Here is a 24,536-nt window from a genome sequence, read left to right on the forward strand (position 1 = left end):
TCCATGCCAGCCTTTTTTTCATGTGTTTTCCGCCTTCGGAAGCGTGAATTGGCCCGGAACATGCACCCGAGTGCAGCTTCTGCCCCAATTTCGAACCTGCTCGAGCCCCTCATGAACCGAATGCATGCGCTGACCGATTCCGCCGCCCCTGCCGTTCCCTCCGCACCCGCCGCCCCCACCACGCTCACCACGCTCACCGACCTTTCCGCCCGCGACGCCGCGCACCGGATGGCCAGCGGCGACCTTCGCGCCACCGACTACGCACGCGCCCTGCTAGCCCGCGCCGAAGCCATCGCGCCCTTCGGCGCCCTGCGCCACCTCGACCCCGAACAGCTTCTTTCGGCCGCCGCCGCGCTCGATGCCGGACCCAGGCCCGCCGCCGGCACGCGTCCCCTGCATGGCGTGCCGCTGGCCTTCAAGGACAACATCGACGTGGCCGGCATGCCGACCACCGCCGGCAGCCCGTGGATGGCGGACCACACGCCACGCATGCATGCCGGCGTGACGCAGCGCCTGCTCGATGCGGGCGCGCTCGTGCTCGGCAAGACCAACCTGCACGAGTGGTCCCAAGGCGTCACCGGCCACAACCATGCCTTCGGGCCGTCGCGCAACCCGTTCGATGCCGCGCACGTCACGGGCGGCTCCAGCGGCGGCAATGCGGCGCTGCTCGGCCTGCGCGCCGCGCCGGCGGCCATCGGCACCGACACGGGCGGCTCGGTGCGGGTGCCGGCCGCGCTGTGCGGACTGGTGGGCTTTCGGCCCACGGTGCACCGCTGGCCGGACGACGGGCTGGTACCGATCTCGCCGACCTTCGACACGGCCGGCGTGATGGCGCGCTGCGTGGACGACTGCGTGCTGGTCGACCATGCCGTGACCGGCAGCCCCGCGCACCTGGCCGCCACGCCGCTCGCGGGCGTGCGGCTGGGTGTGCCGGCGGCTTATTTCTGGGAAGACGTCGATCCGCCCGTGGCCGAGCTGGCGCGCGACAGCATGGAACGGCTGCGCGCGGCGGGCGCGGTGCTGGTGCCTTGCGACCTGGCCGAAGCCGGTGCGCTGTTCCAGGAAGCGTCGATGTCGATCTCGCTGCACGAGATCCTGCCGGCGCTGGCCGCCTACTTCGCGCGCCACGGCCGCCCCTTCGACGCCCGCGCGCTCACCGCGGCCGTGGTCAGCCCCGACGTGCGCCCACTGTTCGAGCGGCTGTTCGGCGACACCGCCGTCACGCCCGAGGCCTATGCCCACGCACGGCACACGCTGCGCCCGCGCATGCAGGCGGCGTACCGCGAGTGCTTTGCGCGGCACCAGCTGGCCGCGCTGGTCTTTCCCACCAGCCCACTGACCGCCGCGCGCATCGGCGACGACGTCGAGGTGACGCTGTGCGGGCGCCGTGTGTCGGCCTTCTCGGCCTACATCCGCAACACCGGCCCGGCCGGCATGGCGGGGCTGCCGGCCGTGAGCCTGCCGATGGGACTGGCGTCGAACGGCCTGCCGGCCGGGCTGGAGTTGACGGGCGCGGAAGGCAGCGACACGGCCTTGCTCGCGTTGGCGCTTGGCGCTGAAAAAGCGCTGCCGCTAGCACCAGTTGCGCCCTTCGTGCAGAAGTTGGCAAACGGCGGCTGACAGCGTCGCCAAAACACTACGACCCTTCGCGTAACAGGCCTTCACGCCGGGGTGCGGGATCGGCGATGCTCGGTGCATGCCCATTGCGAATTCACATTTGCAAAAACGCCCCGGACCGCGCGCCGGATGGCGCACCGCCGCGCTGATCTACACGATCGGCGGGGTGGTGTGCATCCTGGCCAGCGCCGTGGTGCCCGACAGCGAGGTCGGCATGCTGGTCGCCATTGCGGGCGGGCTGCCGTGGTCGCTGAGCCTGCTCACGCTGGGCCTCTCGCCGGGCGTCGCGACCACCGCGCTGCTGTTGCTGGCGGGCAGCTGGGCGGTCAATGCCGCGCTGCTGTGGTGGCTGGCGCTGCGGCGGCCGAAGCCGATGGCGCTGCAGGAGCGCCGCGAGCCGTCGCACCCGGCGTAGGGCCGCCCTCTTCGCCGTCTTCGCCTTCTTCGCCCTCTTCCCCAAGCTCCGCGTCCAGCCCCAGGTAGGCGCGCCGCAACTCCGGCCGCGCCATCAGCTCTTCAGGCCGGCCCAGCGCCACGATGCGCCCTTCTTCCAGCACCGCCGCACGCTCGGCCACGTCCAGCGCCATGCCCACGTTCTGCTCCACCAGCAGCACCGCGATGCCGTCGGCATGGATGCGGCGGATGGCGGTGAACATGTCCAGCACGATGCTCGGCGCCAGCCCCAGCGAAGGCTCGTCGAGCAGCAGCAGCTTGGGCCGCGCCATGAGCGCGCGGCCGATGGCCACCATCTGCTGCTGGCCGCCCGAGAGCGAGCCGGCCGGCTGCTCCAGCTTTTCCTTCAGCGCGGGGAACAGCGTGCACACATGCTCCATCGAGCGCGCGCGCTCCAGCCGCGCCGCGCGCAGGTAGCTGCCGAGCTCGAGGTTCTCGCGCACCGTCATCTCGGTGAACAGGCGCCGCCCCTCGGGCACCAGCGCAATGCCCTGCGCGCAGAAGCGGTGCGGCGCCAGGCGCGAGATGTCCTGCCCCTCGAAGCGCATGCGGCCCGCGCTGATGCGGTGCAGCCCGGCCACGGCGTTGATGAGCGTGCTCTTGCCCGCGCTGTTGGGCCCGACGATGCACAGCAGCTCGCCCTTGCCGATGGACAGCGACACGTCCCACAGCGCGGTGGCCTGCCCGTAGGCGACGCGGATCGATTCGAGTTCAAGCATGGGCCAGCTCCCTGTCTGCCGCCACGGACACCGCCGCGGCCGGCGCGGCGGGCGCCTCCGGTTCCATGGCCTGGCCCAGGTAGGCCGACACCACTTCGGGCCGCTGCATCACGTCGTGCGGCGCGCCTTCGGCCAGCACCTCGCCGCGGTTGAACACCACGATGCGGTCGCACAGCGCCATCACCGCGCGCATCACGTGCTCGACGAAGACGATGGTCGCGCCCTGGTCGCGAATGCGGCGGATGAGCGCCACGGCCTCGTCGATTTCCGACGGCGTGAGGCCCGAGAGCACCTCGTCGAGCATCAGCACCTGCGGGCGCGACGCCAGCGCGCGCGCGAACTCCAGGAACTTGCGCTGGTGCAGGTTCAGGTCGGCCGGCAACGCTTGCGCGCGCTCGGTGAGGCCGGTGAAGGCGAGCCACTGCCAGGCTTCGGCCTCGGCGGTCTGCCGGTCGAGCGCGGCGGCGCCGAACATCGCGGGCAGCGCCACGTTCTCCAGCACCGTGAGGTGCGCGAAGGGCCGCGGGATCTGGTACGTGCGCGCGATGCCGCCCTGCGCGATGCGGTGCGCCGGAATGCCCGAGATGCGGCGGCCCGCGAACTCGATGCGGCCGGCCGTCACCGCGTAATGGCCGCTCGCCACATTGATGAAGGTCGACTTGCCCGAGCCGTTGGGCCCGAGCAGGCCGAGGATCTCGCCGCGCCGCACTTCCAGGCTCACGCCGCGCAGCGCATGCACGCCCTTGAAGGACTTGCGCACGCCTTCGGCACGCAGCAGCACTTCGCCGGTGATGGCGGCGGGCGCCGTCGCACCCGCACCCGCACCCGCACCCGCACCCACGGCCACATGCGCCGGCACCGGTGCCGTCGAAGCCGCCGGCGCACCGCGCCGTGCTTTCCACCACTTCAGCACCTGCCCCAGCAGCCCTTCGGGCATGAACAGGATCACCACGATCAGCACCAGCCCCGTCATGCCCTTGCCGATGATCGCGCTGTCGCCGCCCGTGAAGGCATAGAGCAGCAGCGTGATGGCCGTCGCACCGACGATCGGCCCGGCCCAGTGCCGCGTGCCGCCGAGCACCGCCATCAGCACCACGGTGAGCGGCATCGCGATGGTGAAGGTGTCGCCCGTGGTCACGTACGAGATGAACAGCGCATGCACGCCGCCGACCACGCCCGCCAGCCCGCACGAGAGCGCGAAGGCGCCGAGCTTGTAGCGGTAGGTGGGCACGCCCATGACCTCGGCCACGTCCTCGTCGTCATGGATCGCGAACAGCCCCGTGCCGAAGCGCGAGTGGTACACCGCCAGCGCGGCCAGCACCGTGAGCACCGCCACGCCCAGCGCCAACAGGTAGAAGGTGCCCGAGGCGGAGGGCCCGATCTGCGGCACCGCCACCGCGCTCATGTACACGCCCGGCCCGCCGTCGATGGGCGTGTTGAGGATGATGGTCGCCACCACGAAGGTGGCGGCCAGCGTGAGCAGCGAGAACAGCTCGGCGCGCACCGCCTGCACGCGAAACGCCACCGCGCCCAGCAGCGTGCCGACCAGCGCGGCCACCGCGGCGGCGGCCGGCAGCGTCCAGAGGAACGGGATGTCCAAGCGCGTTGCCAGCGTGGCCGTGGTGTACATGCCGATGCCGAAGAACGCTCCGTGCCCGAACGAGAAGTACCCCGAGTAGCCCGACAGCAGGTTCCACGAGGTGGCCAGCGCCACCCAGTGCAGCACCAGGTACAGGATGGATTCGTAGAACGCCGGCAGCCCGAGCCACGGCACCACGGCCAGCCCCGCGCCGGCCGCAAGAATCAGCAGGAACGAGCGCTTCATGCCACCCTCCCCGGCCGCACCAGCAGCACGAACATCAGCAGCGAGAACGACACCAGCGGTGCCCACGAAGGCGCGGTCACCGTCATGGTCACGGCCTCGGTCACGCCGATGATGCAGCCCGCAATGAGCGGGCCGAGCGGGCGGCCCAGGCCGCCCAGCATCACGGCCGCGAACACCACGCCGATCCACGCGTAGATCTGCGAGGGCGACAGCGTGTAGGCCAGTGCAATGCACACGCCCGCCACGCCGGCCAGCGCCGCGTTGAGGCCCGAGAGCATCAGCGCCAGCGCGTGCTGGTTCACGCCGAAGGCGGCGGCAATGGGTGCGTCTTCAGCAGCGGCGCGCATGGCCTTGCCCAGGTCGGTGCGGCGCAGCGCGAGCCACACCGCCAGCGAAATGCCCACGCCCAGCCCCAGCGTGATGAGCTCGGGCACCGGCAGGTAGAGCGGACCGATCTGCAGCTTGTGCTCCGCGTAGCTCGACTCCAGCTTGCGGTAGTCGGCCGTCCAGGTCCACTGCAGCAGCGCCTCGATGATCACGGTGATGCCGAAGGTGACCAGCAGCGAGTTGAACGGGCTCACCCGAAAGCGCGTGAGCACCCAGTGCAGGGCCACGCCCAGCACGAAGAACAGCGGCACGATCACCACCAGCGTGAGCAGCGGGTCGACGCCGCGGTGGCTCGACAGTTCGTAGGTGAGGTAGGCGCCCAGGAAGGCGAGCGCGAAATGCGCAAGGTTGATCTGCCGCAGCATCCCCCACGACAGGCTGAGGCCGAGCCCCAGCAAGCCGTAGAGTGCCCCGGTGAACAGGCCCGCCAGAACGGACTGGGCCAGCAGCGTGGCACTGGGGAAGCTCATCAGCTGGCCACCCCGCGCGTTTGCAGCCTGGCGCCGGGGGCGGCCCATTCCTTGGGCCACACCACCACCCACTTGCCGTTCTGCACCTGCTTGACCTTGCCCAGGTCGTCGCCGAAGTTGCCGCGCTCGTTGAAGCGCAGCTTGCCCTGGATGGTGTCGACCTTGTTGGCGCGCAGCCAGGTGGCCATGGCCTTGTCGTCCAGGCCCTTGGTGGCGACCACGGCGGCCTCGATGATCTGCCATGCGGAATACGAGGCGGCGGCCTGCGTTTCCACCGCGGTGTCGGGCAGGCCGGCCTTGGCCGCGCGCTCGCGGTAGACCTTCACGAACTCGGCGGCCACGGGGTTGTCGGTGAACGGCGGATGGTCTTCGAAGATGGTGGTGGCCAGCGCACCGTTGGCCTCGGGCGCCTTGAGCATCGGCGCGGGCGCGGGCACGTGATAGAAGTGGTGCAGCGGCGCGTAGTCGATCTTCTTCATCGCATCGAGCAGCTGGTTGCCTTCGAGGCCGATGGCGCCGTTCCAGATGAAGTCGGGGTTGGCCTCTTTCAGCCGGCCCGCAATGGGGCCGAAGTCACGGTTGCCGAAGTCCCACTCGAGGAACAGCACCTCCTTCAGGCCGCGCTGCTTGGCCACCTCGCGCGCGCCCAGCGCCACGAAGTGCACCGACGGGAACTTGCTGGTGACGATGGCGATGGTCTTGGGCGGCTTGGGCGAAGTGGCGAGTGCGTCGAGCACCATGGCGGGCATGGTCTTCTCGGGGTCGGGGCCGAGCGACCACGCGGGAAACTGCTGCTCGTACTTGGCCAGGCTCGGAATGCCGAAGGTGTGGTGCACCAGCGTCTTGTTGTAGCGCTGGGCCACGCCCATGGCGGACAGGATGTTGCCCGTGGCATACGGGCCGATGAGCAGGTCGACCTTGTCGGCCGTGACCAGTTGCTCGTACAGCGTGCGCGCGAGGTCGGGCTTGGACTGGTCGTCCTTCAGCACCCACTCCACGGGGCGGCCCAGCAGGCCGCCGCGCTTGTTGAGGCCGTCCACGTAGATCTCTCCGGTGAGCTTGTGCACGAGGCCCGTGGCCGACAGCGGCCCCGTCAACGCCAGCGTGCCACCCACGCGGATCGGCTGGCCCGCGGGCTGCTGCGCCCGGGCCGCGGTGCTGAACAGCGTGCCGCTGCCGAGCGCGCCCAGGGCGCCCGCAGCCGCGACGAAAGAACGACGATCGATGCTCATGTCTTGTCTCCTGATAGTTATCGAACCGGCGCGGGCTCTGCGGCCCGTCGCTTTCCTTATTCGCCGTCGACCACGGGGTTCGACAGCAGGCCCACGCCTTCGATCTCGACCTCGCACACGTCGCCGGCCTTCATGAAGACCTGCGGCTTGCGCGCCAGGCCCACGCCCGAGGGCGTGCCGGCGATGATGATGTCGCCCGGCTGCAGCGCGAACGGCTCGGAGCACACCGACACCAGCGTGGCCACGTCGAAGATCATGTCGCGCGTGTTGGCGTCCTGCAGCACGACTCCGTTCAGGCGCGTCTGCAGCTTGAGGCCGGTGGCGCCCGCGGGCAGCTCGTCGGCGGTGACGAACTCGGGGCCGAAGGAGCCCGAGCGGTCGAAGTTCTTGCCCATCATCCATTGCGCCGACTTGAACTGGTAGTCGCGGATGGAGCCGTCGTTGAACACCGAGTAGCCCGCCACGTGGTTCAGCGCGTCGCCCTTCCTGATGTAGCGCCCGGCCTTGCCGATGACCACCAGCAGCTCGCCCTCGTAGTCGAACTGCGTGGACACGTGCGGTCGCACGATCGGCTGGTTGTGGCCGACCCACGACGACGGGAAGCGATGGAACAGCACCGGGTAGGTCGGCGGGTCGAACTTGCTTTCGGCCGCATGGTCGATGTAGTTGAGGCCCACCGCAATGGCCTTGGAGGGCGACTGCACGGGCGGCAGCCAGTCGATGCCGGACAGCGGCAGCCGCGTGCGCGCGCTGTCGCCCGCCTTCTTGGCAGCAGCCATGGCGTCGGGGCCGGCGCGCAGCAGTTCGTCGAGCGTGGCGGGCAGGCCTTCGGCGCTGAGGTTGACCACCTCCTGGCCGAGGCGCAGGCCGAGGGCCGGCTGGCCGTTGTGTTGAAAGGCGAGAAGTCGCATGGGAGTTCCTTGTGATGCGGATTGGGTAGAAAGAAAAAATCGGCCTCAGGCCTTGGCTTGCGCCTCGGCCTCGACCTCGACCTCGAAATTGGTGACGAAGTCTTCGGGCACCTTGGGGCCCCAGGCGTAGAAGGAGTCCTCGGGCGGGTGGTCTGCACTGGCCCAGTCGAAGTCGCCGGGCACGAAGTCCATGTCGCAGGAGTACTCCGAGTAGCTGCCCCACGGGTCGCGCACGTAGTGGAAGTAATTGGAGCCCAGCACGTGGCGCCCCACGCCCCAGCCGCGCACGTGGCCGGCGGCGTACATCTGCTCCATGCCGCGGCCGACCTCGTCGATGTTGGCCACGTCCCAGCTCAGGTGGTGCAGGCCCGGGCCGTTGGACTTCGCCATGGCGATCAGGTGGTGGTCGCTGCCGTGCACGCCGTGCATGAAGACGATGAGGTCGCCCGAGCGGTCGGTGATGCGCAGGCCCAGCGCGTCTTCGTAGAAGCGCACGGCCTCGGGCACCTTGGCGCAGAACATCAGGATGTGCGAGAGCCGGCGCGGATGCACCTTGGGAATGCGCGCGCGGTTGGGCGACGCGCCGGTGCCCACGGGGGGGCGCGGCGCCACGACGGGCTCGCTGCCCGCGTCGGGCGCGCTCTTGGCGGCCACCACGATCTGCACCGGAAAGCCGTCGGGGTGCAGCACCCACAAACCGTTGCCGTCGCCGAGCGCGTGCGGCGAGCAGCGCGGCACGCCCAGGCGTTCGATGCGCGCGGCAATGGCGTCGAAGTCTTCCGCGAAGCAGGCGAAGCGCAGGTACTGCAGCTTCTTCTTCACGCCGCTGCCCTGGCCCTGACCTTGGTGACCCTGGTAGAGCGAACCCCAGGCATGCGGATGGCCCACGGTGTACAGGTCGAGCCGGTCGCCCTCCCGCTTCGGTTCGAGCCCGAAGGCCTCGTAGAAGCGCGCGGCCTCGTCGAGGTCGGGCACGGTGAAGACGAAGGCATCGAGCGAATGGACGCTGTGCAGCGCCGCGCGATGCGGATCTTTTCGGGTGCGAAGCTGGGTCTCGGCCATGTCGTGTGTCTCCAATCGGCTATCCACGTTCGAACAAATAATATATTCTTTTGTTGTTAGTCTATTGTTCGCCGGTTTATCCATCATTAGGGTTAACAAGTAACATCAGCCGTTTTTCGCGGTGAGACGGGAGTGCAATGAACGAAAAAACAAAAGGCATGAGCCAGACGCGCCAGGTGTTCACGGAGCTGCGCACGGCCATCGTGGGCGGGCGGCTGCTGCCGGGGTCGAAGCTCAACATCGCCGCGCTGGCCGAGGAGCTGGACGTGAGCGCCGGCGCGGTGCGAGAAGGCCTGGCCATGCTGGAGGCCGAGGCGCTGGTGGTGTCGGAGCCGGCGCGCGGTTTTCGCGTGAGCCCGATTTCGCAGACCGACCTCGAGGACCTGGTGAAGGCGCGCATCGAGATCGAGAAGCTGTGCCTGGCCGAGGCCATCCGCCACGGCGACCTGGCATGGGAAGGCAGCGTGGTGTCGGCGCACCACCGCCTGTCGCGGCTGGCCGAGCGCGACGCGGCCATGCCCACGGTGCTGAGCACCGAATGGACCGACAGCCATGCGGAGTTCCACAACGCGCTGGTCGCGGGTTGCCCCAACGGCTGGCTGCTGCGCATGCACCAGATGCTGTACCAGCAGAGCGAGCGCTACCGGCAGCTGTCGGCGCCGCTGTCGAAGGAATCGCGCGACGTGGGCGCCGAGCACCAGGCGCTGCTGGACGCGGTGCTCAACCGCGACATCCTGGCCGCGCAGACCTTGATTTCGGAGCACCTGCGGACCACCGGGCGGCTCCTGATGGCTTCGCTGAAGGCGAATCCGCCGGCCGAGCGCTGAGGCGTTGCCGTGGGGGCCGCGGCGGGGCCATTTGGGAAACTACGAGGGTCTGGCGAACATTTCGATGCGATCATCTCGCGCGATTTCGTTCCTGCATCGCCTCACCCCAGGCCCACCCTCCCCCACAAAGGCTTTTTCCCGATGCCCCAAGACCTGCAGCAAGTCAACGCGCCACTGATCGGCGTTCCCGGCGGCCGCCACCTGCTCGACACGCCCGCCCTGCTGATCGACCTGCCCGCCATGGCGCGCAACATCGAACGCATGGCGGCCTTTGCCAAGGCGCGCGGCATCAACCTGCGCCCGCACGTGAAGACGCACAAGTCGGTCGAGATCGCGCGGCGCCAGGTGGCCGCCGGCGCCATCGGCGTGAGCTGCGTGACGATGGGCGAGGCCGAGGTGATGGTGCAAGGCGGCATTCCGGGCGTGCTCATCACCTCGCCGGCGGTCACGCCGAGCAAGATCGCGCGGCTCATCAAGCTGGCACAGCGCGCGCGCCCCGGCGACGTGATGGTGGTGGTCGACAACCCGCAGAACGTGGCCGAGCTGGCGCGCGCCGCCAGCCAGCTCACGCACCCGCTGGACGTGCTGGTCGACTACGGCGCGGGCTACAACCGCACCGGCGCCGCCACGCAGGCCAAGGTGCTCGAGCTCGCGGCGCTGGTGGCGGCCGAGCCGCGCCTGCGGCTGCGCGGGCTGCAGTCGTACGCGGGCAACCTGCAGCACATCGTGGCGCGCGACGAGCGCAGCGCCGCGGCGGCCGGGCTGCGCGAGACGGTGGCGGGCATCGTGGCGGCGGCGCGCCGGCAGGGCCTGAACTTCGACATCGTGACGGGTGCGGGCACCGGCACGCACGACCTCGACGCGCAGGAGAACGCGTTCACCGAGCTGCAGGCCGGCTCGTATGTGTTCATGGACGCCGAGTACACGAACGTGCTGGCCAGCGGCGGCCAGCCCTCGCCCTTCGAGGTCTCGCTGTTCGTGCAGACGGCGGTGGTCAGCACCAACGCCGCCGACTGGGTCACGGTGGACGGCGGCACCAAGTGCTTCTCGACCGACAGCGGCGTGCCGCTGGTGGCCAAGGGCGCCGACACGGCGAGCCGCTACGCCTTCTTCGGCGACGAGCACGGCAAGCTGATGCCCGTGCAGGGCAGCCGCCCCGCACTGGGCGCGCGCGTGGAGTTCGTGACGCCGCACTGCGACCCGACCGTGAACCTGCACGACGCGTACCACGTGGTCGAGGGCGGTACGCTGGTGGCGATCTGGCCGGTGGACGCGCGCGGCAAGCGTTGAATGGGCCGAACGCGCGGACCGCGTGGACTGCGCGGACTGCGCGGACTGCGCTGAACGCGCAGGTTCGCACGCACCGGCGCCGCCGGCGCTCCTCGCGCACGGCATAAGAAAACGCGAAAAGCGTATTTCACAAGAGCGGGAGCGCGGGGGACAGTCAGCGCCTGTCTGTGCCTGTCCCTCTTCTTTCAGCGCGCGTTCCGACGCCGCCCCGCCCCATGTCATCCATCCAAGAAACGACGCGCCCCGCGGCGCATGTCGCGGGCGTTCACGCGCCCTCCTCGCAACAGCTCTTCGAGCGTTTTCGCCCCGTGTTCCAGCGCATCGCCGAGCGTGCGACGCGCCGCGAGATCGAACGCGAGCTGGCCTACGAACCCGTGGCCTGGCTCAACGCCGAGCGCTTCGGCGCGCTGCGCGTGCCGCTCGCGCACGGCGGCATCGGCGCCTCGGTCGAGCAGCTGTACGACCTGCTGATCGAGCTCGGCGAGGCCGACTCCAACCTGCCGCAGATCTTGCGCGCGCACTTCGGCTTCATCGAGCGGCTGCTCGCCGAGATCGACCCCGCGCTGCACGGCCCGTGGATGCGGCTGGCCGCCGAAGGCGTGGTGTTCGGCAATGCCACCACCGAGCTGGGCGACGGCTCGCTCACCACAATGCAAACGACGCTCAAGCGTGACGATGCCGCCCAAGGCGATGCATGGCGGCTCGACGGCGACAAGTACTACAGCACCGGCACGCTGTACGCCGACTGGATCTCGGTGTCGGCCCAGCGCCTGAACAACGACGGCAGCAGCGAGCGCGTGATCGCGCTCGTGCCCGCCGAGGCACAGGGCGTGGAGCGCGTGGACGACTGGGCCGGCTTCGGCCAGCGGCTGACCGCCTCGGGCACCACGCGCTTTCGCAACGTGCGGGTGAAGGCCGAGAACGTGCTGCTCTATGTGCGCGACCAGCCCACGCCGCTGACCGCGCACTTCCAGCTCACGCACCTGGCCACGCTGGCGGGCATTGCGCGCGCCATCGTGCGCGACGCGGTGGCCTTCGTGCAGCCGCGCAAGCGCGTCTACAGCCACGGCAGCGGCAGCACGCCGCGCGAGGATCCGCTGGTGCAGCAGGTCATCGGGCAGCTCGCGAGCACGGCGTTCATCGCGGCGTCGACGGTGCAGGCGGTGGCGCGCGGGCTGGGCGACATCGACCGCTACCGCGCACGCGGCGAAGCGGCACCGGAAAGCCTGTTGTTCGAAGTGGAACTGAACGCCGCCAAGGCGCAGGCCGGCATCGTCGATGCGGTGCTGCAGGCGGGCACGCGGCTGTTCGACATCGGCGGCGCGTCGGCGCTGCAGGAAGACCGCCGGCTCGACCGGCACTGGCGCAATGCGCGCACGCTGGCGTCGCACAACCCGACGATCTACAAGGGCCGCGTGGTGGGCGACCACCTGCTGAACGGGGCGAAGCCGACCTTCTATTGGGCGGTGGGCGCGATCGCGTCCTGAAGCTGCGGGCGGCTGACAGGCCGGGCGGGAGCGGAGCGCTTAAAGTCTCGGGTCTTCCGACCGGACCTCTACTTTCATGCGCCGACTGCTGCTCGCCCTCGTTCCCTTCGCCATCGCCGCCTGTGCCGTTCCCCTGACGGGCGTGCTGCGGCTCAACGACGGCATCTTCCGCGCGGCCAGCCCGCAGGAGGCCGAGGCGTATTGCCGCAAGGACGGGAATCCGATCCGCTTCCTGGAACAGTCCGATGCGCCCACCACGCCGGGCAGCGGCGTGCTGTTCAGGTGCGATTGAGCCTGTTGAGCCTGGGCGGTTGAACCCGCCCGCCAGCGTGGCGCGCGCTCAGACGCGCGGCAGTGCGGCCAGGAACGTGGACACGACGATGGCTGCGGCGCGATCGAGCTGCAGGATGTCCGCCACGTCGAAAGCGTGCGGCGCCGTGCGTCCGCTCGCGCCGAGCGGCTTGCGGATCTCGACAAGGACTTCGGCCGCGAGCTCGCGGTCGCTGCGTGGCGCACCGTCGGCGTCCATCACCCACTCGTCGACCTGGTCGAACGGAATGCTGCGAAAGACCCCGACGATGGGGATGTACTTGTAGCGATCCTCGCCCACCAGGATGGGCACGCTGAGGTTACAAAAAAACGTGGTGGTCGACATGCAGGATCGCCGTCGCGAAACGAAAGCATCCAATTGTTGATGAGTGCGGCTTCAGGAGCCATCCTCCCCAGGTGTCATCGGAGAGGAAGACGTGACGTTCTGCACACAAATTGTCTCCAAACTCATGGATCTTCCCCATAAAACAACTACTTTATTCTTACACAACAACATCCAAAAAGCACTTTGAATCGTTTTGGATGTTGCAGACGGGTGCAATTCGCCCGGACACGGGGAAGCCGGCGCGCACCGGCGCCTTGGCTTAAAAGAGACAGACAGGGGGCGAGATTGCGCGGAATCCGGCGTCAGCGGACCGCAGGATTACCCGGAAACGTCGGCCCGCCGCCACACGCGGCGACACAGGGCCACGGGGCCACAGGGCCGAGCCGGAAAAACCTCAGGCCGGCGCTGAAAAACGGGGCGCGCGGCGCTCCATGTTGGCCTTCACTGCCTCGGCCTGGTTCGCGCTGCCGATCAGCGCCTTCTGCTCCACCGACTCGGCCATGAGCAGTTCGGCCGCTGTTTGAGAGGCCGAGCCGTTGAGCAGCCGCTTGCCCGCGCGGATGGCGTCGGGGCTCTTCTGGGCGATGTCGTGCGCCATCTGCAGGGCCTCGGCCAGCGGGTCGGCGCACACGCGGGTGGCAAAGCCGATCTGCAGCGCCTCCTCGCCCGAGAAGATGCGGCCCGTGTAGGTGAGCTCGCGCACCACGTCGTCACGGGCCAGCTCGCGCATGAGCACCATGCCGGCCATGTCGGGCACCAGGCCCCACTTGATCTCCATGACCGACATGCGCGTGTCCGGCGCCACCAGGCGGATGTCCGCACCCAGCGCCACCTGCAGGCCGCCGCCGAAGGCCACGCCGTGCACCGCGGCAATCACCGGCACCGGCACTTCGCGCCAGACCATGGCGACCTGCTGCGCCGCGTTCGAGATGCCGTGCGTGCGCGCGACCAGGTCGGCGCCCGCCGCGCCCTCGCCCAGCACGCCGGAGCCGGCGCCTTCCTGCATGCGCTGGAACGAGGCCATGTCGAGCCCCGCGCAAAAGGCCTTGCCGCGGCCCGCGATGACCACGGCGCGCACGGTCTTGTCGTCGCGCAGCGCCTCGCCGGCGGCAATGAGCGCGTCGAACATCGCGGGGTCGAGCGCGTTCATCTTGTCGGCGCGGGCGAGCTGCAGTTCCACCACGCCGTCGGCATGGCGGATCGATTCGATGCGGTCGTTCATTCGGTGTCTCCTGGGCGGGGTCGTGGCGTTGTTCGCGGCAGTATCGCGCGCGGCGGCGCTCGGCGATGATCGCGGCTGTCGCCTACACAACACCGCTCGAGCCTCTTCGCCATGCCTTTGGACCGCCGCCAGTTTCTTCTTCAATCGGGTTCGGCCGCGGCCGTGGTGGCGCTGTTCGGCCAGGGCTGCGCAGCGCCGGCGTCCGTGCCCGCCGGGCAAGGCCAGGCGCTCGGCTTCACGGGCGTGCCGGCCTCGCTGCGCGACGGCGTGGTGATTCCGCCCGAATACCAATGGCAGCTGCTCTACCCCTGGGGCACGCCCACCGGCGTGGCGGGCCGCATGCCGGCCTTTGCGCCGGACGCCGGCAACAGCGCCGAAGACCAGGCCGTGCAGGCCGGCATGCACCATGACGGCATGCACTTCTTCGCGCTGGACGCAAGCGGCGAGCGCGGCCTGCTGGTCATGAACCACGAATACACCGACGAGGAGCTGCTGCACACCGACGGCATCAAGCCCTCCGGCTGGACCGCCGAGAAGGTGCGCAAGTCGCTGCACGCGATGGGCGTCTCGGTCATCGAGATCCGCCGCACGCCCGAAGGCTGGCAGCAGGTGCAGCCCTCCCCGTTCGCGCGGCGCGTGCACGGCCACACGCCGATGCGCATCTCGGGCCCGGCCGCTGGCACGCCGCGCATGCGCACCGCGGCCAACCCGGCGGGCGACGCGGTGTTCGGCACCTTCGCCAACTGCGCCATGGGCGTGACGCCCTGGGGCACATACCTGACCTGTGAGGAGAATTTTCACGGCTACTTCGGCGGCCCGAAGGAGGCCGCACAGGCCGTAACAGCCGCGCAGCGCCGCTACGGCACGGTGGCGGGCTCGCAGTGGGTCGAGTACTGGCGCTTCGACGAGCGCTTCGACCTGAGCCGCCACCCCAACGAGCCGCACCGCTTCGGCTGGGTGGTCGAGATCGACCCGTTCGATCCCAGCGCCACGCCCGTCAAGCGCACCGCGCTGGGCCGCAAGCGCCAGGAAAGCGCGACCTGCACCGTCGCGAAGGACGGGCGGCTGGTGGTCTACATGGGCGACGACTCGCGCTTCGAATACATCTACAAGTTCGTGAGCCGCGACAAGGTGCACCCCGGCACCGACGCCACCGCGCGCACCGCCAACCGCCACCTGCTGGACGAAGGCACGCTCCACGTGGCGCGCTACGACACGGGCGGCCGCGGCCGCTGGCTGCCCCTGGTGCACGGCCGCGACGGGCTCGACGCGGCCGCCGGCTTCGAGGACCAGGCGGACGTGCTGATCCACGCGCGCCTGGCGGGCGACGTCGTCGGCGGCACGAAGATGGACCGGCCCGAGTGGATCGCGGTGCACCCGCAAACGGGCGAGGTGTACGTCACGCTCACCAACAACAGCCAGCGCGGCGACGCGGGCAAGCCCGGCACCGACGCGGCCAATCCGCGCGCGAACAATTTCTTCGGCGGCATCCTGCGCTGGCGCGAGGACGCAGGGGACGCCGCGGCCACCGGCTTCGGCTGGGACCATTTCGCCATGGCCGGCGACCCGGCGCAGCCCGGCAGCGGCGCGCGCTACCCGTGCGCCGACGCCGACATGTTCGGCGCGCCGGACGGCCTGCATTTCGACCGCGGCGGCCTGCTGTGGATCCAGACCGACATGAGCGGCCAGGTCATCGGCCGGCCGCCCTACACCTCGCTGGGCAACAACCAGATGCTGTGCGCCGACCCGGCGTCGGGGCGCATCAAGCGCTTTCTCACCGGGCCGAACGGCTGCGAGATCACGGGCTGCGTGGTCACGCCCGACCGGCGCACGCTGTTCGTGAACATCCAGCATCCGGGCGAGGCGCGCGACGACGGCGACGGCGGGCACAACAGCGCCTGGCCCGACGCCGGCGCGCCGGGCAGCGCGCGGCCGCGCTCCGCCACGCTGGCGATCAGGCGGCGCGACGGCGGCATCGTCGGCACCTGAAACGCACGCAAGAACGCGTTCGAAGAAAGAGAAAGGCAGACCCCATGAGCATCCGCATCGTCCGCCTCGGCACACCCCGCGCACCCGGCGAAGGCCTGCGCGTGGGCACCGTGCGCCGTCCGCCGCGCGGCGTGCCGAAGGCCGAGTTCGCCTCGCAGGACTGGTACGACGTGTGGTACCCGAACCTGGCGCCCTCGGTCGAGGCGATGAAGGAGGCGCAGGAAGCGCAGAAGACGCAATCGGCCACGCAGTGGAACGCCTTCGTGCGCAAGTTCAAGTCGGAGATGGCCGAGCCCGACGCGAGCCGCAGCCTCGACCTGCTGGCCGCGCTGTCGCACGGCACGGCGCTGGCCGTCGGCTGCTACTGCGAGGACGAGTCGCGCTGCCACCGCTCGGTGCTGCGCAGCCTGCTGGCCGAGCGCGGCGCGAAGATCTCGGACTGACCAGCCGATCGGCGAATGCCGCTCAGACCATCGGCGCGCCGACGAACACCGGCAGGCGCTCCGCCTTCGCCGAGTACGCCGCCAGCGCGGGATGGTCGGCCGGCGAGATGGCGTCGGGCGCCATCAGTTGCGTGAAGGCCCAGGCCACGGCGGCCGATACGCCGGCCTGCGTCATCGTCTTTTCGTCGGCCGCCAGCGGCGCGGCGACGACCTCTTGCTCGAGTGCCGAACAGGCCGCGGCAAGCTGGCCGCGCACGCGGTCCAGCCACGGCGGGTGGCGCTTGTCGGCCGGGCGCAGGTTGTGCTCGTAGGCGATCTGCACGGTCTTCTCGCAGGCCGCCAGCGCGAGCCCCGTGAGGCGCAGCGCGCGCAGCCGTTCGGTGCGGTCGGCCGGCATCAGGCTGCGCCCGCTCAGCGCTTCGGCGTAGTCGACGATCAGCGTCGAGTCCATCAGCACATGGCCGTCGTCGCAGACCAGCGTGGGCGCCTTCACCACCGGGTTGATGGCGCGGAACTGCTCGAAGGTGCTGAACACCGAGAGCGAGCGGTGCTCGAAGGGAACGCCGAGCAGGCGCAGCGAAATGGCGGTGCGCCGCACGAAGGGTGAATCGAGCATGCCGACGAGTTGCATTGGCTGTTTCTCCGGAAGATGGGCGCCCACGATAGCGGCCGCGCGGCGCGCGCTGAAGTGCAATCCATTGAAAATCACGGCCGCAAACCGATCAACCATCGGCCCTGAAGGCCCTGACAGCCCTGCCTGCGCACCATGAACATCGACAAGAAAGACCGCCTGATCCTCGAAGCGCTGCAGACCGATGCGCGCCAGAGCCTGGCCGCCATCGGCAAGCGCATCGGCCTGTCGCAGCCGGCCATGAGCGAGCGCGTGCGCAAGCTCGAGGAGGCCGGCGTGATCGAGGGCTACGGCGCGCGCGTGAACCTGCGCGCGCTGGGCGTGGGCCTGCAGGCCATCATCCGCATCGACACCACGCACGCGGGCATCGCCAGGTACCTGAAGCTGTTCGAGGCCATGCCCGAGGTGCTGAGCGCCGACCGCGTGACCGGCGAAGACTGCTTCTTCGTGCGCTGCGCGATCCCCGAGCCTTCGGACCTGGAGCGCGTGGTGGATGCGCTGGCGGTCGACGGCGCGGTGACCACGTCGCTGGTGTTGTCGAGCCCCGTGAACAAGCACGTCACGGTACACGCGGCGAAGGCTCCAAAGAAGTAGCCGCAGGCCCGCGACAGCCCGGCCCGGTCAGCGCTGCGCCTTGTCCTTCTGGTTCTGCGCCTCGATGCGTTCGCGCGCGGCCAGCCAGTCGGCGTCGCTCCACTGGCGCAGTTCGTAGAAGTTGCCGCCGGTGGCCAGCGCGTTGCCGCCGTCCATCATGATGCTCTGGCCCGTGAGCCAGTCGCATTGGCCCGGCGCCATCAGGAAGGCCGCGAGGTTCTGCAGCTCGCTCATGCGGCCGGTGCGCGCCATCGGGTTGTTCAGCTTGCTGCGCGCGCCGGGCTCCTCGCCGGGGTTCAGGCGCTTGCTCATGCCTTCGGTGGGAATCTCGCCGGGGCCCACCGCATTCAGGCGGATGCCGTGGCGCGCCCACTCGACCGCGAGCGACTTGGTCATCACGTCGATGCCGGCCTTGCTCATGGCCGAGGGCACCACATAGGGGCTGCCGTTGTCGACCCAGGTGGTGATGATGCTCATGACGCTGCGAAACGCGTCGCCGCCCTTCCACTCGCCCGCCTTCGACTGCGCGACCCAGCGCTTGCCCACCGCCTGCGTCACGTAGAAGCTGCCGTGGAACACGATGTTGGCGACGGCGTCGAAGGCGCGCGGCGACAGGTTCTCGGTGGGCGAGACGAAGTTGCCCGCCGCGTTGTTGACCAGGCCCGTGAGGCCACCGCTCTGGAACAGGCTCTCGACCATCTCGTCGACCTGCTGCGCGATGCGGATGTCAACGCCGAAGGTGTCGATGCGCCGCGCCGGAAACTGCTGGCGCCACCCGGCGGCCGTTTCTTCGCAGACCGCCTGGCGCCGCCCGCAGATGGCAACGTCGGCGCCCAGGCCCAGGAAGCGCTCGGCCATCGCGCGGCCCAGGCCGGTGCCGCCGCCGGTCACGAGGATGCGCTGGCCGCGCATCAGGGAAGTGTCGAACATGGGGGTCTCCTTGTCTGTGCGGGCAGCGCCAAGGTGGTGGCTGCCACCGGCGCATGCTACGCGCGCGGCGCGCCGGCGGCTTGCGGGAACTGGCTTCGCGCCGCGGGGCAGAATGTTCGAAACAAGTTCCCTGGAGACCAGACCCATGCCGAGTTCCGCCAGCCCAGCAACCGCCGCAAACGCTGTCGACGACCAAGCCGCGCCGCTCGAGGGCGTGCGCGTCGTGAGCCTCGCACTCAACCTGCCCGGCCCCGCCGCGCTGCTGCGCTGCCGCGCGATGGGCGCCACCTGCCTCAAGCTCGAGCCGCCGGGCGGCGACCCGATGGCGCTGTACAACCGGCCCGCCTACGCCGCGCTGCACGAGGGCGTCGAGGTTCGCGCGGTCGACCTCAAGAGCGACGCCGGCCAGCAGCAACTGCACGCCGAGCTCGCGACCACCGACGTGCTGCTCACCTCCTTCCGCCCTTCCGCGCTCGACAAGCTGCGGCTCGACTGGGCCACGTTGCATGCGCGCTACCCGTCGCTGTCGCAGGTCGCCATCGTCGGCGCGCCGGGCGCGCGCGCCGAGGAGCCGGGCCACGACCTGACCTACCTCGCCGAAAGCGGCCTCGTCACCGGCACCGACCTGCCGCCGACGCTGTACGCCGACATGGGCGGCGCGCTGCTCGCGAGCGAAGCGGTGCTGAAGGCCGTGCTGCTGCAGTCGCGCAAGGCGGGCGGCGTGTACCTCGAGGTGGCGCTGAACGCGTCGGCCGACTGGCTCGCCCTGCCCCGCACCTGGGGCCTGACGCAGCCCGCGGGCGCGGTGGGCGGCGCGCATGCCGGCTACCGCGTGTACCCGTGCGCAGACGGCCGCGTGGCCGTGGCCGCGCTGGAGCCGCATTTCGCGGCGCGCCTGTGCGAGGCGGCCGAACTCGCATCGCGCGACATGATGGCACCCGCCACGCACGAGGCGCTGGCCGCATGGATCGCGGCCCGCACGCGCGCCGAGCTCGACGCCATGGCACGCGAACGCGACGTGCCGCTGCTCACGCTGGCCGATTGATCGCACCGAGGGATTGATCGCACCGGTGGCGACCTGGGTAAGGCGCTACCTGGTGGCGCTGTTGCGCTGCTTGTCTTCGCGCTTGAGCGCCAGGTAGGTGTCGAGGTCGACCTCGTGCAGCTGCCGCGGATACTGCTCGGCCCCGGCGAACCAGCGGCGCTGCCGGCGCTCGGCCTGGTCCGCGCCCGGCGCGGCCAGGTAGGCGTCCAGCGTCAGGAAGTAGCGCATCGCGTTGCGCTCGACCAGCCCGCGCAGGCCGCGGATGTAGTCGGGCTGGCCTTCCGGTGTCTTGCCCATCACGGTGAAGCCCACCTTGTCGCTGCCGAAGGTGGCCAGGTAGGCCATGGTGCCCAGCCGCACCATCGCGTTGTGGTCGTAGCTGTAGCTGAAGTGCAGGAAGCTCTTGCGCTCGTCGAGCGCCACGGCCTCCAGCGTGACGCGGTAGTTGCTGGTGCCCAGCGGCCCGCTCTCCGCGGTCAGCTCGACCGACAGGTGCTCGGGCGTGGCGCTGGCCACGCGGTAGGCGAAGGGCAGCTCGAAGGCATCGTCCAGCGGCTTGTCGTAGCGCCGCACCACGTACAGCGTGAGCGTCTCGCGGCCCTGCGCGCCGCCGGCCACCACGCAGCGCCGGTTGTTGATGTGCAGCGTCAGCACGTCGCACCAGTGGGCCGAGCCTTTGAGCGTGGCGCTGATTTCGGAGAGCGGATGCTCGACCACCGCGTACACGTCGCCCTGCAGGCCGTCGGGCGTTTCCATGGAATCGAGCTGCACGGGCCGCCCGAAACTGCTGTGGTCGAGCCTGGCGCTCAGCCGCTGGTGGGTGGCGCGCAGCGCCTGGGCGGCGGAGGTCGAGGGGGCGGATGCAGCCGGGACCGGTGTTGGTGTCGATATGGGTGCTGGCGCGGGCGGTGCGGCGGCACCGTCCGCCGGCGCGGCCAGCCCCTGCACCGAGGCCGCGAGCAGCAACGCGCCCGCCAGGATGCGCGTCCATGAAACCGACGGATGGGGCGAACTGCTCATGGGACCACACGATACAACGGAGCGCCCTGCCCGTGGTGCCGGTCGGTCGGCTCGCGCCTGCTGCGCCGCACCAGCGCGGGAACGCCCCGTCGCTTATCTTTCGCAGGCGCCCCATCGCAGCAAACCAAGGAACACCCATGCCACTCGTTCGAATCGACATTTCCAGCGACAGCCCCGACAGCCTGGGCCACGCCATCGGCGACCTCGTCTACCAGGCCATGCGCGACACCATCAACGTGCCGGAAGACGACAAGTTCCAGATCGTCACGCGGCACGACGTGCGCGAGCTGGTGCGCCCGGCAAGCTACCTCGGCATCGCGTATTCGCCGGGCCTGGTGATGCTCCAGGTCACGCTGAACCACGGGCGCTCGGTCGAGCTGAAGAAGGCGTTCTACCGGCGCGTGGCCGACGACCTGCACGGCCAGCTGGGCATCCGGCGCGAGGACGTGTTCATCAACCTCGTCGAGGTGGCCAAGGAGAACTGGTCGTTCGGCAACGGGGAAATGCAGTACGCCTAGCCCAGCGGCGAGAATCCCGCCGATGAAACGCCAGGGCACGCTCGTTCGATGGGAAAAAGACCGGGGCTTCGGCTTCATCCGCTGCGCGGAGATTTCCGCCGACGTGTTCGTGCACCTGCGCGACTTCGCCGACCGCGGCAGCACGCCGCAGGTCGGCATGAAGCTGACGTTCGAGGAGATCCACGTGGGCGGCAAGGGGCCGCGCGCCGTGGCGGTGCAGGCCGTGGGCGCAGCGCGCCAGGTGGAAGCGCGCCAGGCGGAAGCGCCGCAGCAGCGTCGGCAGCGGCGCATTGCCGCGGCGCCTCGCCAGCGGCCCGTTCGCGCGAGCGGTAGTCGGGGTGGCGGCGGTAACCGCGGTGGCGGTAGCGGCGGCCGGGACGCCTCGTTCCCGCAAGCGATGGTGCTGCTGCTCGCCGTGTATGCCGCGCTGCTCGGCTACGGCGTGTGGACGGCGCGCCTGCCGGCCATCGCGCTCGGCGTGTTGCTGCTGCTGAGCCTGCTGACCTTCTTCGCCTACGGCTTCGACAAGAACGCCGCCGAGGCGGGCCGCTGGCGCACGCCGGAGAACACGCTGCACATGCTCTCTCTGGTCGGAGGATGGCCGGGCGCCTGGGCGGCGCAGCGGCTGTTCCGCCACAAGGTGCGCAAGGCGAGCTTCATGGCGGCTTACTGGGCGACGGTGCTGGCCCACATGGCGGCCGTGGGCGCCTGGGTGGGCAAGCTGCTGCCAGCGGACCTGCTGGCGTTCGCTTCTTGAGGTGCCGAGGCCTCAGCGCGGCTTGCGGATGCTGCCGCGCACGGGGCCGGCGGCCTTGCGCGATGCCGGTGCCGAACCGTTGTCGCGCGGCGGCAGGCCGGTGTGCTGCGTGAGGATGCGGCCCTTCGACGGCTTCACCGGCGTCAGCTTGACCGGCGCGGCCTTGGCGGCCGGTGCAACCGTCGAGTTCTTGCGCCGCGCGCTGGTGTAGCCACCGTCGGTCAGTGGCTGCCACGTCGGAATGAGGTGGTGCTTGCCGTTGCCGATGAGGTCGGCGCGGCCCATGCTCTTCAGTGCCTCGCGCAGCAGCGGCCAGTTGTTGGCGTCGTGGTAGCGCAGGAAGGCCTTGTGCAGGCGGCGGCGCTTGTCGCCGCGCACGATGTCCACCGTCTCGCTCTCGCGCGTGATCTTGCGCAGCGGGTTCTTGTTGGTGTGGTACATCGTCGTGGCCGTGGCCATCGGGCTCGGGTAGAAGGTCTGCACCTGGTCGGCGCGGAAACCGTTCTTCTTGAGCCAGATCGCGAGGTTCATCATGTCCTCGTCGCTGGTGCCCGGGTGCGCGGCAATGAAGTACGGAATGAGGTACTGCTTCTTGCCCGCCTCGGCCGAGAACTTCTCGAACATCTGCTTGAACTTGTCATAGCTGCCGATGCCCGGCTTCATCATCTTGGTGAGCGGGCCCTGCTCGGTGTGCTCGGGCGCGATCTTCAGGTAGCCGCCCACGTGGTGCTGCACCAGCTCCTTCACGTACTCGGGCGACTGCACGGCCAGGTCGTAGCGCAGGCCGGAGCTGATCAGGATCTTCTTGATGCCCTTCAGCGCACGCGCCCGGCGGTAGATCTTGATGAGCGGGTCGTGGCTGGTGTTCAGGTTCGGGCAGATGCCCGGGTACACGCAGCTGGGCTTGCGGCAGGCCGACTCGATCTCGGGCGACTTGCAGCCCACGCGGTACATGTTGGCCGTGGGGCCGCCCAGGTCGGAGATGGTGCCGGTGAAGCCCTTCACCGAGTCGCGGATGGCCTCGACCTCCTTGATGATCGATTCTTCCGAGCGGCTCTGGATGATGCGGCCCTCGTGCTCGGTGATCGAGCAGAAGGTGCAGCCGCCGAAACAGCCGCGCATGATGTTCACGCTGAAGCGGATCATTTCCCACGCGGGGATCTTGGTGGCGCCGTCGTGGCTGCCGTTCTCGTCGGCGTAGCTCGGATGCGGGCTGCGGGCATACGGCAGGTCGAACACCAGGTCCATCTCGGCCGTGGTGAGCGGAATCGGCGGCGGGTTGATCCACACGTCGCGCGCCGTGGTGCCCTCGCCGTGCGCCTGCACGAGCGCGCGGGCGTTGCCGGGGTTGGTTTCCAGGTGCAGCACGCGGTTGGCGTGGGCGTAGAGCACCGGGTCGCTGCGCACCTGTTCGTACGAAGGCAGGCGGATCACCGAGTGGTCGCGCGGCGGCACCTTGATCTTGGTGCGCGAAACCAGCGCGGGGTTGGGCATGAAGGTCAGCGGCTTGATCGCCGGATTGACCACCGACTGGAGCACCGGCGAGCCAGCGGCTTCCGCCGCCTTGGCCACGTCCTTCGCCTCGTCTTCCTTCGCGCAGGTGGCGCCGTTGGCCTTGGCCTGGTCCGACACCATCAGGTACGGGTTGACGTGCGCCTCGACGCGGCCGGGTTCGTCCACGCTGGTGGAGTTGATCTCGAACCAGCCTTCGGGCGTTTCGCGCCGCACATAGGCGGTGCCGCGCACGTCGGTGATCTGCTGCACCGGCTCCTTGGCGGCCAGGCGGTGCGCGATCTCGACGATGGCGCGCTCGGCGTTGCCGTACAGCAGCAGGTCGCACTTGGAGTCGACGACCACCGAGCGGCGCACCTTGTCCGACCAGTAGTCGTAGTGGGCGATGCGGCGCAGGCTGCCTTCGATGCCGCCGAGGATGATCGGCACGTCGTTCCAGGCTTCCTTGCAGCGCTGCGAATACACGATGGCCGCGCGGTCGGGGCGCGAGCCGCCGATGTCGCCGGGGGTGTAGGCGTCGTCGCTGCGGATCTTGCGGTCCGCGGTGTAGCGGTTGATCATCGAATCCATGTTGCCGGCGGTCACGCCGAAGAACAGGTTCGGCTTGCCCAGCGCCTTGAAGGGCTCGGCGCTCTGCCAGTCGGGCTGCGCGATGATGCCCACGCGAAAGCCCTGCGCCTCGAGCATGCGGCCGATCACCGACATGCCGAAGCTGGGGTGGTCGACGTAGGCGTCGCCCGTGACCACGATGATGTCGCAGCTGTCCCAGCCGAGCGCTTCCATTTCCTTGCGCGAGGTCGGCAGGAACTTGGCCGTGCCGAAGCGGGCGGCCCAGTACTTGCGGTAGCTGGTCAGCGGCTTGGCGGCACGAGCGAAAAAGGAGACGTCGACGGGGGCGTTCATCGGTGGGAGTTGACAGCGCCATGCCGGCGCCGTTGTG

24 protein-coding genes are annotated in these 24,536 nt (G+C 69.7%); 12 read left to right on the forward strand and 12 right to left on the reverse strand.

The window, feature by feature from the left end; all coding sequences use genetic code 11:
- Nucleotides 1–111: 111 nt before the first annotated feature.
- Nucleotides 112–1,620, forward strand: coding sequence for an indoleacetamide hydrolase (gene iaaH / locus BM013_RS03755; RefSeq protein WP_177225413.1), 1,509 nt, complete (start codon nucleotides 112–114; stop codon nucleotides 1,618–1,620).
- Nucleotides 1,621–1,717: 97 nt separating this feature from the next.
- Nucleotides 1,718–2,032, forward strand: coding sequence for a hypothetical protein (locus BM013_RS03760; protein ID WP_256219984.1), 315 nt, complete (start codon nucleotides 1,718–1,720; stop codon nucleotides 2,030–2,032).
- On the opposite strand, the gene BM013_RS03765 is transcribed toward BM013_RS03760, so the two are convergent.
- The 6 genes from BM013_RS03765 to BM013_RS03790 are packed head-to-tail and all read right to left on the reverse strand — an operon-like array spanning nucleotide 1,944 to nucleotide 8,676.
- Nucleotides 1,944–2,789, reverse strand: a complete 846-nt coding sequence (locus BM013_RS03765; RefSeq protein ID WP_093122931.1) for an ABC transporter ATP-binding protein — start codon at nucleotides 2,787–2,789, stop codon at nucleotides 1,944–1,946. The genes BM013_RS03760 and BM013_RS03765 overlap by 89 nt on opposite strands.
- Nucleotides 2,782–4,614, reverse strand: coding sequence for a branched-chain amino acid ABC transporter ATP-binding protein/permease (locus tag BM013_RS03770; protein ID WP_093122934.1), 1,833 nt, complete (start codon nucleotides 4,612–4,614; stop codon nucleotides 2,782–2,784). Before BM013_RS03770 ends, BM013_RS03765 begins: the two co-directional genes overlap by 8 nt.
- Complete coding sequence (locus BM013_RS03775; protein WP_177225414.1) at nucleotides 4,611–5,471, reverse strand: branched-chain amino acid ABC transporter permease; 861 nt, start codon at nucleotides 5,469–5,471, stop codon at nucleotides 4,611–4,613. Before BM013_RS03775 ends, BM013_RS03770 begins: the two co-directional genes overlap by 4 nt.
- The gene (locus BM013_RS03780) at nucleotides 5,471–6,703 is read right to left on the reverse strand and encodes an amino acid ABC transporter substrate-binding protein (protein WP_093122936.1); all 1,233 of its coding nucleotides are present in this window, start codon (nucleotides 6,701–6,703) and stop codon (nucleotides 5,471–5,473) included. The genes BM013_RS03775 and BM013_RS03780 overlap by 1 nt, the downstream gene beginning before the upstream one ends.
- Nucleotides 6,704–6,759: 56 nt before the next feature.
- A complete protein-coding gene (locus BM013_RS03785; protein ID WP_093122939.1) occupies nucleotides 6,760–7,614 on the reverse strand; it encodes a fumarylacetoacetate hydrolase family protein in 855 nt (284 codons plus the stop codon).
- A gap of 45 nt (nucleotides 7,615–7,659) precedes the next feature.
- The gene (locus BM013_RS03790) at nucleotides 7,660–8,676 is read right to left on the reverse strand and encodes a VOC family protein (protein WP_093123373.1); all 1,017 of its coding nucleotides are present in this window, start codon (nucleotides 8,674–8,676) and stop codon (nucleotides 7,660–7,662) included.
- Between the two features lie 158 nt (nucleotides 8,677–8,834).
- On the opposite strand from BM013_RS03790, the gene BM013_RS03795 reads away from it, so the two are divergent.
- The 4 genes from BM013_RS03795 to BM013_RS03810 all read left to right on the forward strand — a co-directional run bounded on the left by BM013_RS03795 (nucleotide 8,835) and on the right by BM013_RS03810 (nucleotide 12,572).
- Nucleotides 8,835–9,503: a GntR family transcriptional regulator gene (locus tag BM013_RS03795; protein WP_177225415.1), complete on the forward strand. Its 669-nt coding sequence runs from the start codon at nucleotides 8,835–8,837 to the stop codon at nucleotides 9,501–9,503.
- 141 nt (nucleotides 9,504–9,644) lie between these two features.
- Nucleotides 9,645–10,793, forward strand: coding sequence for a DSD1 family PLP-dependent enzyme (locus tag BM013_RS03800; protein ID WP_093122944.1), 1,149 nt, complete (start codon nucleotides 9,645–9,647; stop codon nucleotides 10,791–10,793).
- 215 nt (nucleotides 10,794–11,008) lie between these two features.
- The gene (locus BM013_RS03805) at nucleotides 11,009–12,280 is read left to right on the forward strand and encodes an acyl-CoA dehydrogenase family protein (protein WP_093122946.1); all 1,272 of its coding nucleotides are present in this window, start codon (nucleotides 11,009–11,011) and stop codon (nucleotides 12,278–12,280) included.
- Nucleotides 12,281–12,356: 76 nt separating this feature from the next.
- Nucleotides 12,357–12,572, forward strand: a complete 216-nt coding sequence (locus BM013_RS03810) for a hypothetical protein (protein ID WP_093122949.1) — start codon at nucleotides 12,357–12,359, stop codon at nucleotides 12,570–12,572.
- 48 nt (nucleotides 12,573–12,620) lie between these two features.
- On the opposite strand, the gene BM013_RS03815 is transcribed toward BM013_RS03810, so the two are convergent.
- Together BM013_RS03815 and BM013_RS03820 are read right to left on the reverse strand one after the other, a co-directional pair.
- Entirely contained in the window at nucleotides 12,621–12,935 is a 315-nt protein-coding gene (locus BM013_RS03815; RefSeq protein WP_093122952.1) for a hypothetical protein, read from the reverse strand.
- A 394-nt stretch (nucleotides 12,936–13,329) separates the two neighbouring features.
- A complete protein-coding gene (locus BM013_RS03820) occupies nucleotides 13,330–14,157 on the reverse strand; it encodes a crotonase/enoyl-CoA hydratase family protein (protein ID WP_093122955.1) in 828 nt (275 codons plus the stop codon).
- A gap of 111 nt (nucleotides 14,158–14,268) precedes the next feature.
- Here BM013_RS03820 and BM013_RS03825 point away from each other — a divergent pair, with 111 nt between their 5' ends.
- Nucleotides 14,269–16,146 carry a PhoX family protein gene (locus tag BM013_RS03825; protein ID WP_093122957.1) on the forward strand — a complete coding sequence of 626 codons (1,878 nt, stop codon included), beginning with the start codon at nucleotides 14,269–14,271 and terminating at the stop codon, nucleotides 16,144–16,146.
- Between the two features lie 44 nt (nucleotides 16,147–16,190).
- The gene (locus BM013_RS03830) at nucleotides 16,191–16,589 is read left to right on the forward strand and encodes a DUF488 domain-containing protein (RefSeq protein WP_093122960.1); all 399 of its coding nucleotides are present in this window, start codon (nucleotides 16,191–16,193) and stop codon (nucleotides 16,587–16,589) included.
- Between the two features lie 22 nt (nucleotides 16,590–16,611).
- Here BM013_RS03830 and BM013_RS03835 read toward each other — a convergent pair whose 3' ends face one another.
- Nucleotides 16,612–17,220, reverse strand: coding sequence for a glutathione S-transferase (locus BM013_RS03835; protein WP_093122962.1), 609 nt, complete (start codon nucleotides 17,218–17,220; stop codon nucleotides 16,612–16,614).
- 135 nt (nucleotides 17,221–17,355) lie between these two features.
- Here BM013_RS03835 and BM013_RS03840 point away from each other — a divergent pair, with 135 nt between their 5' ends.
- Nucleotides 17,356–17,814, forward strand: a complete 459-nt coding sequence (locus BM013_RS03840) for an Lrp/AsnC family transcriptional regulator (protein WP_093122965.1) — start codon at nucleotides 17,356–17,358, stop codon at nucleotides 17,812–17,814.
- A 27-nt stretch (nucleotides 17,815–17,841) separates the two neighbouring features.
- On the opposite strand, the gene BM013_RS03845 is transcribed toward BM013_RS03840, so the two are convergent.
- Complete coding sequence (locus tag BM013_RS03845) at nucleotides 17,842–18,744, reverse strand: SDR family oxidoreductase (RefSeq protein WP_093122968.1); 903 nt, start codon at nucleotides 18,742–18,744, stop codon at nucleotides 17,842–17,844.
- 145 nt (nucleotides 18,745–18,889) lie between these two features.
- Between BM013_RS03845 and BM013_RS03850 the strand changes: the two genes are divergently transcribed.
- Nucleotides 18,890–19,789 carry a CoA transferase gene (locus tag BM013_RS03850; protein ID WP_093122970.1) on the forward strand — a complete coding sequence of 300 codons (900 nt, stop codon included), beginning with the start codon at nucleotides 18,890–18,892 and terminating at the stop codon, nucleotides 19,787–19,789.
- Nucleotides 19,790–19,834: 45 nt separating this feature from the next.
- Here the strand turns inward: BM013_RS03850 and BM013_RS03855 are convergent, their stop codons facing one another.
- On the reverse strand, nucleotides 19,835–20,809 hold the full coding sequence (locus BM013_RS03855) for a hypothetical protein (RefSeq protein WP_093122973.1): 975 nt from the start codon (nucleotides 20,807–20,809) through the stop codon (nucleotides 19,835–19,837).
- Between the two features lie 137 nt (nucleotides 20,810–20,946).
- Between BM013_RS03855 and BM013_RS03860 the strand changes: the two genes are divergently transcribed.
- Both BM013_RS03860 and BM013_RS03865 read left to right on the forward strand, forming a co-directional pair.
- Nucleotides 20,947–21,327: a tautomerase family protein gene (locus BM013_RS03860; protein WP_093122975.1), complete on the forward strand. Its 381-nt coding sequence runs from the start codon at nucleotides 20,947–20,949 to the stop codon at nucleotides 21,325–21,327.
- 22 nt (nucleotides 21,328–21,349) lie between these two features.
- Nucleotides 21,350–22,084 carry a DUF1294 domain-containing protein gene (locus BM013_RS03865; RefSeq protein ID WP_093122978.1) on the forward strand — a complete coding sequence of 245 codons (735 nt, stop codon included), beginning with the start codon at nucleotides 21,350–21,352 and terminating at the stop codon, nucleotides 22,082–22,084.
- 12 nt (nucleotides 22,085–22,096) lie between these two features.
- On the opposite strand, the gene BM013_RS03870 is transcribed toward BM013_RS03865, so the two are convergent.
- Nucleotides 22,097–24,499, reverse strand: a complete 2,403-nt coding sequence (locus tag BM013_RS03870) for a YgiQ family radical SAM protein (protein ID WP_093122981.1) — start codon at nucleotides 24,497–24,499, stop codon at nucleotides 22,097–22,099.
- Nucleotides 24,500–24,536: the final 37 nt, after the last annotated feature.

Origin of the sequence: Variovorax sp. OK605 (assembly GCF_900115445.1) — a bacterium.
Classification (GTDB): Bacteria; Pseudomonadota; Gammaproteobacteria; order Burkholderiales; family Burkholderiaceae_C; genus Variovorax.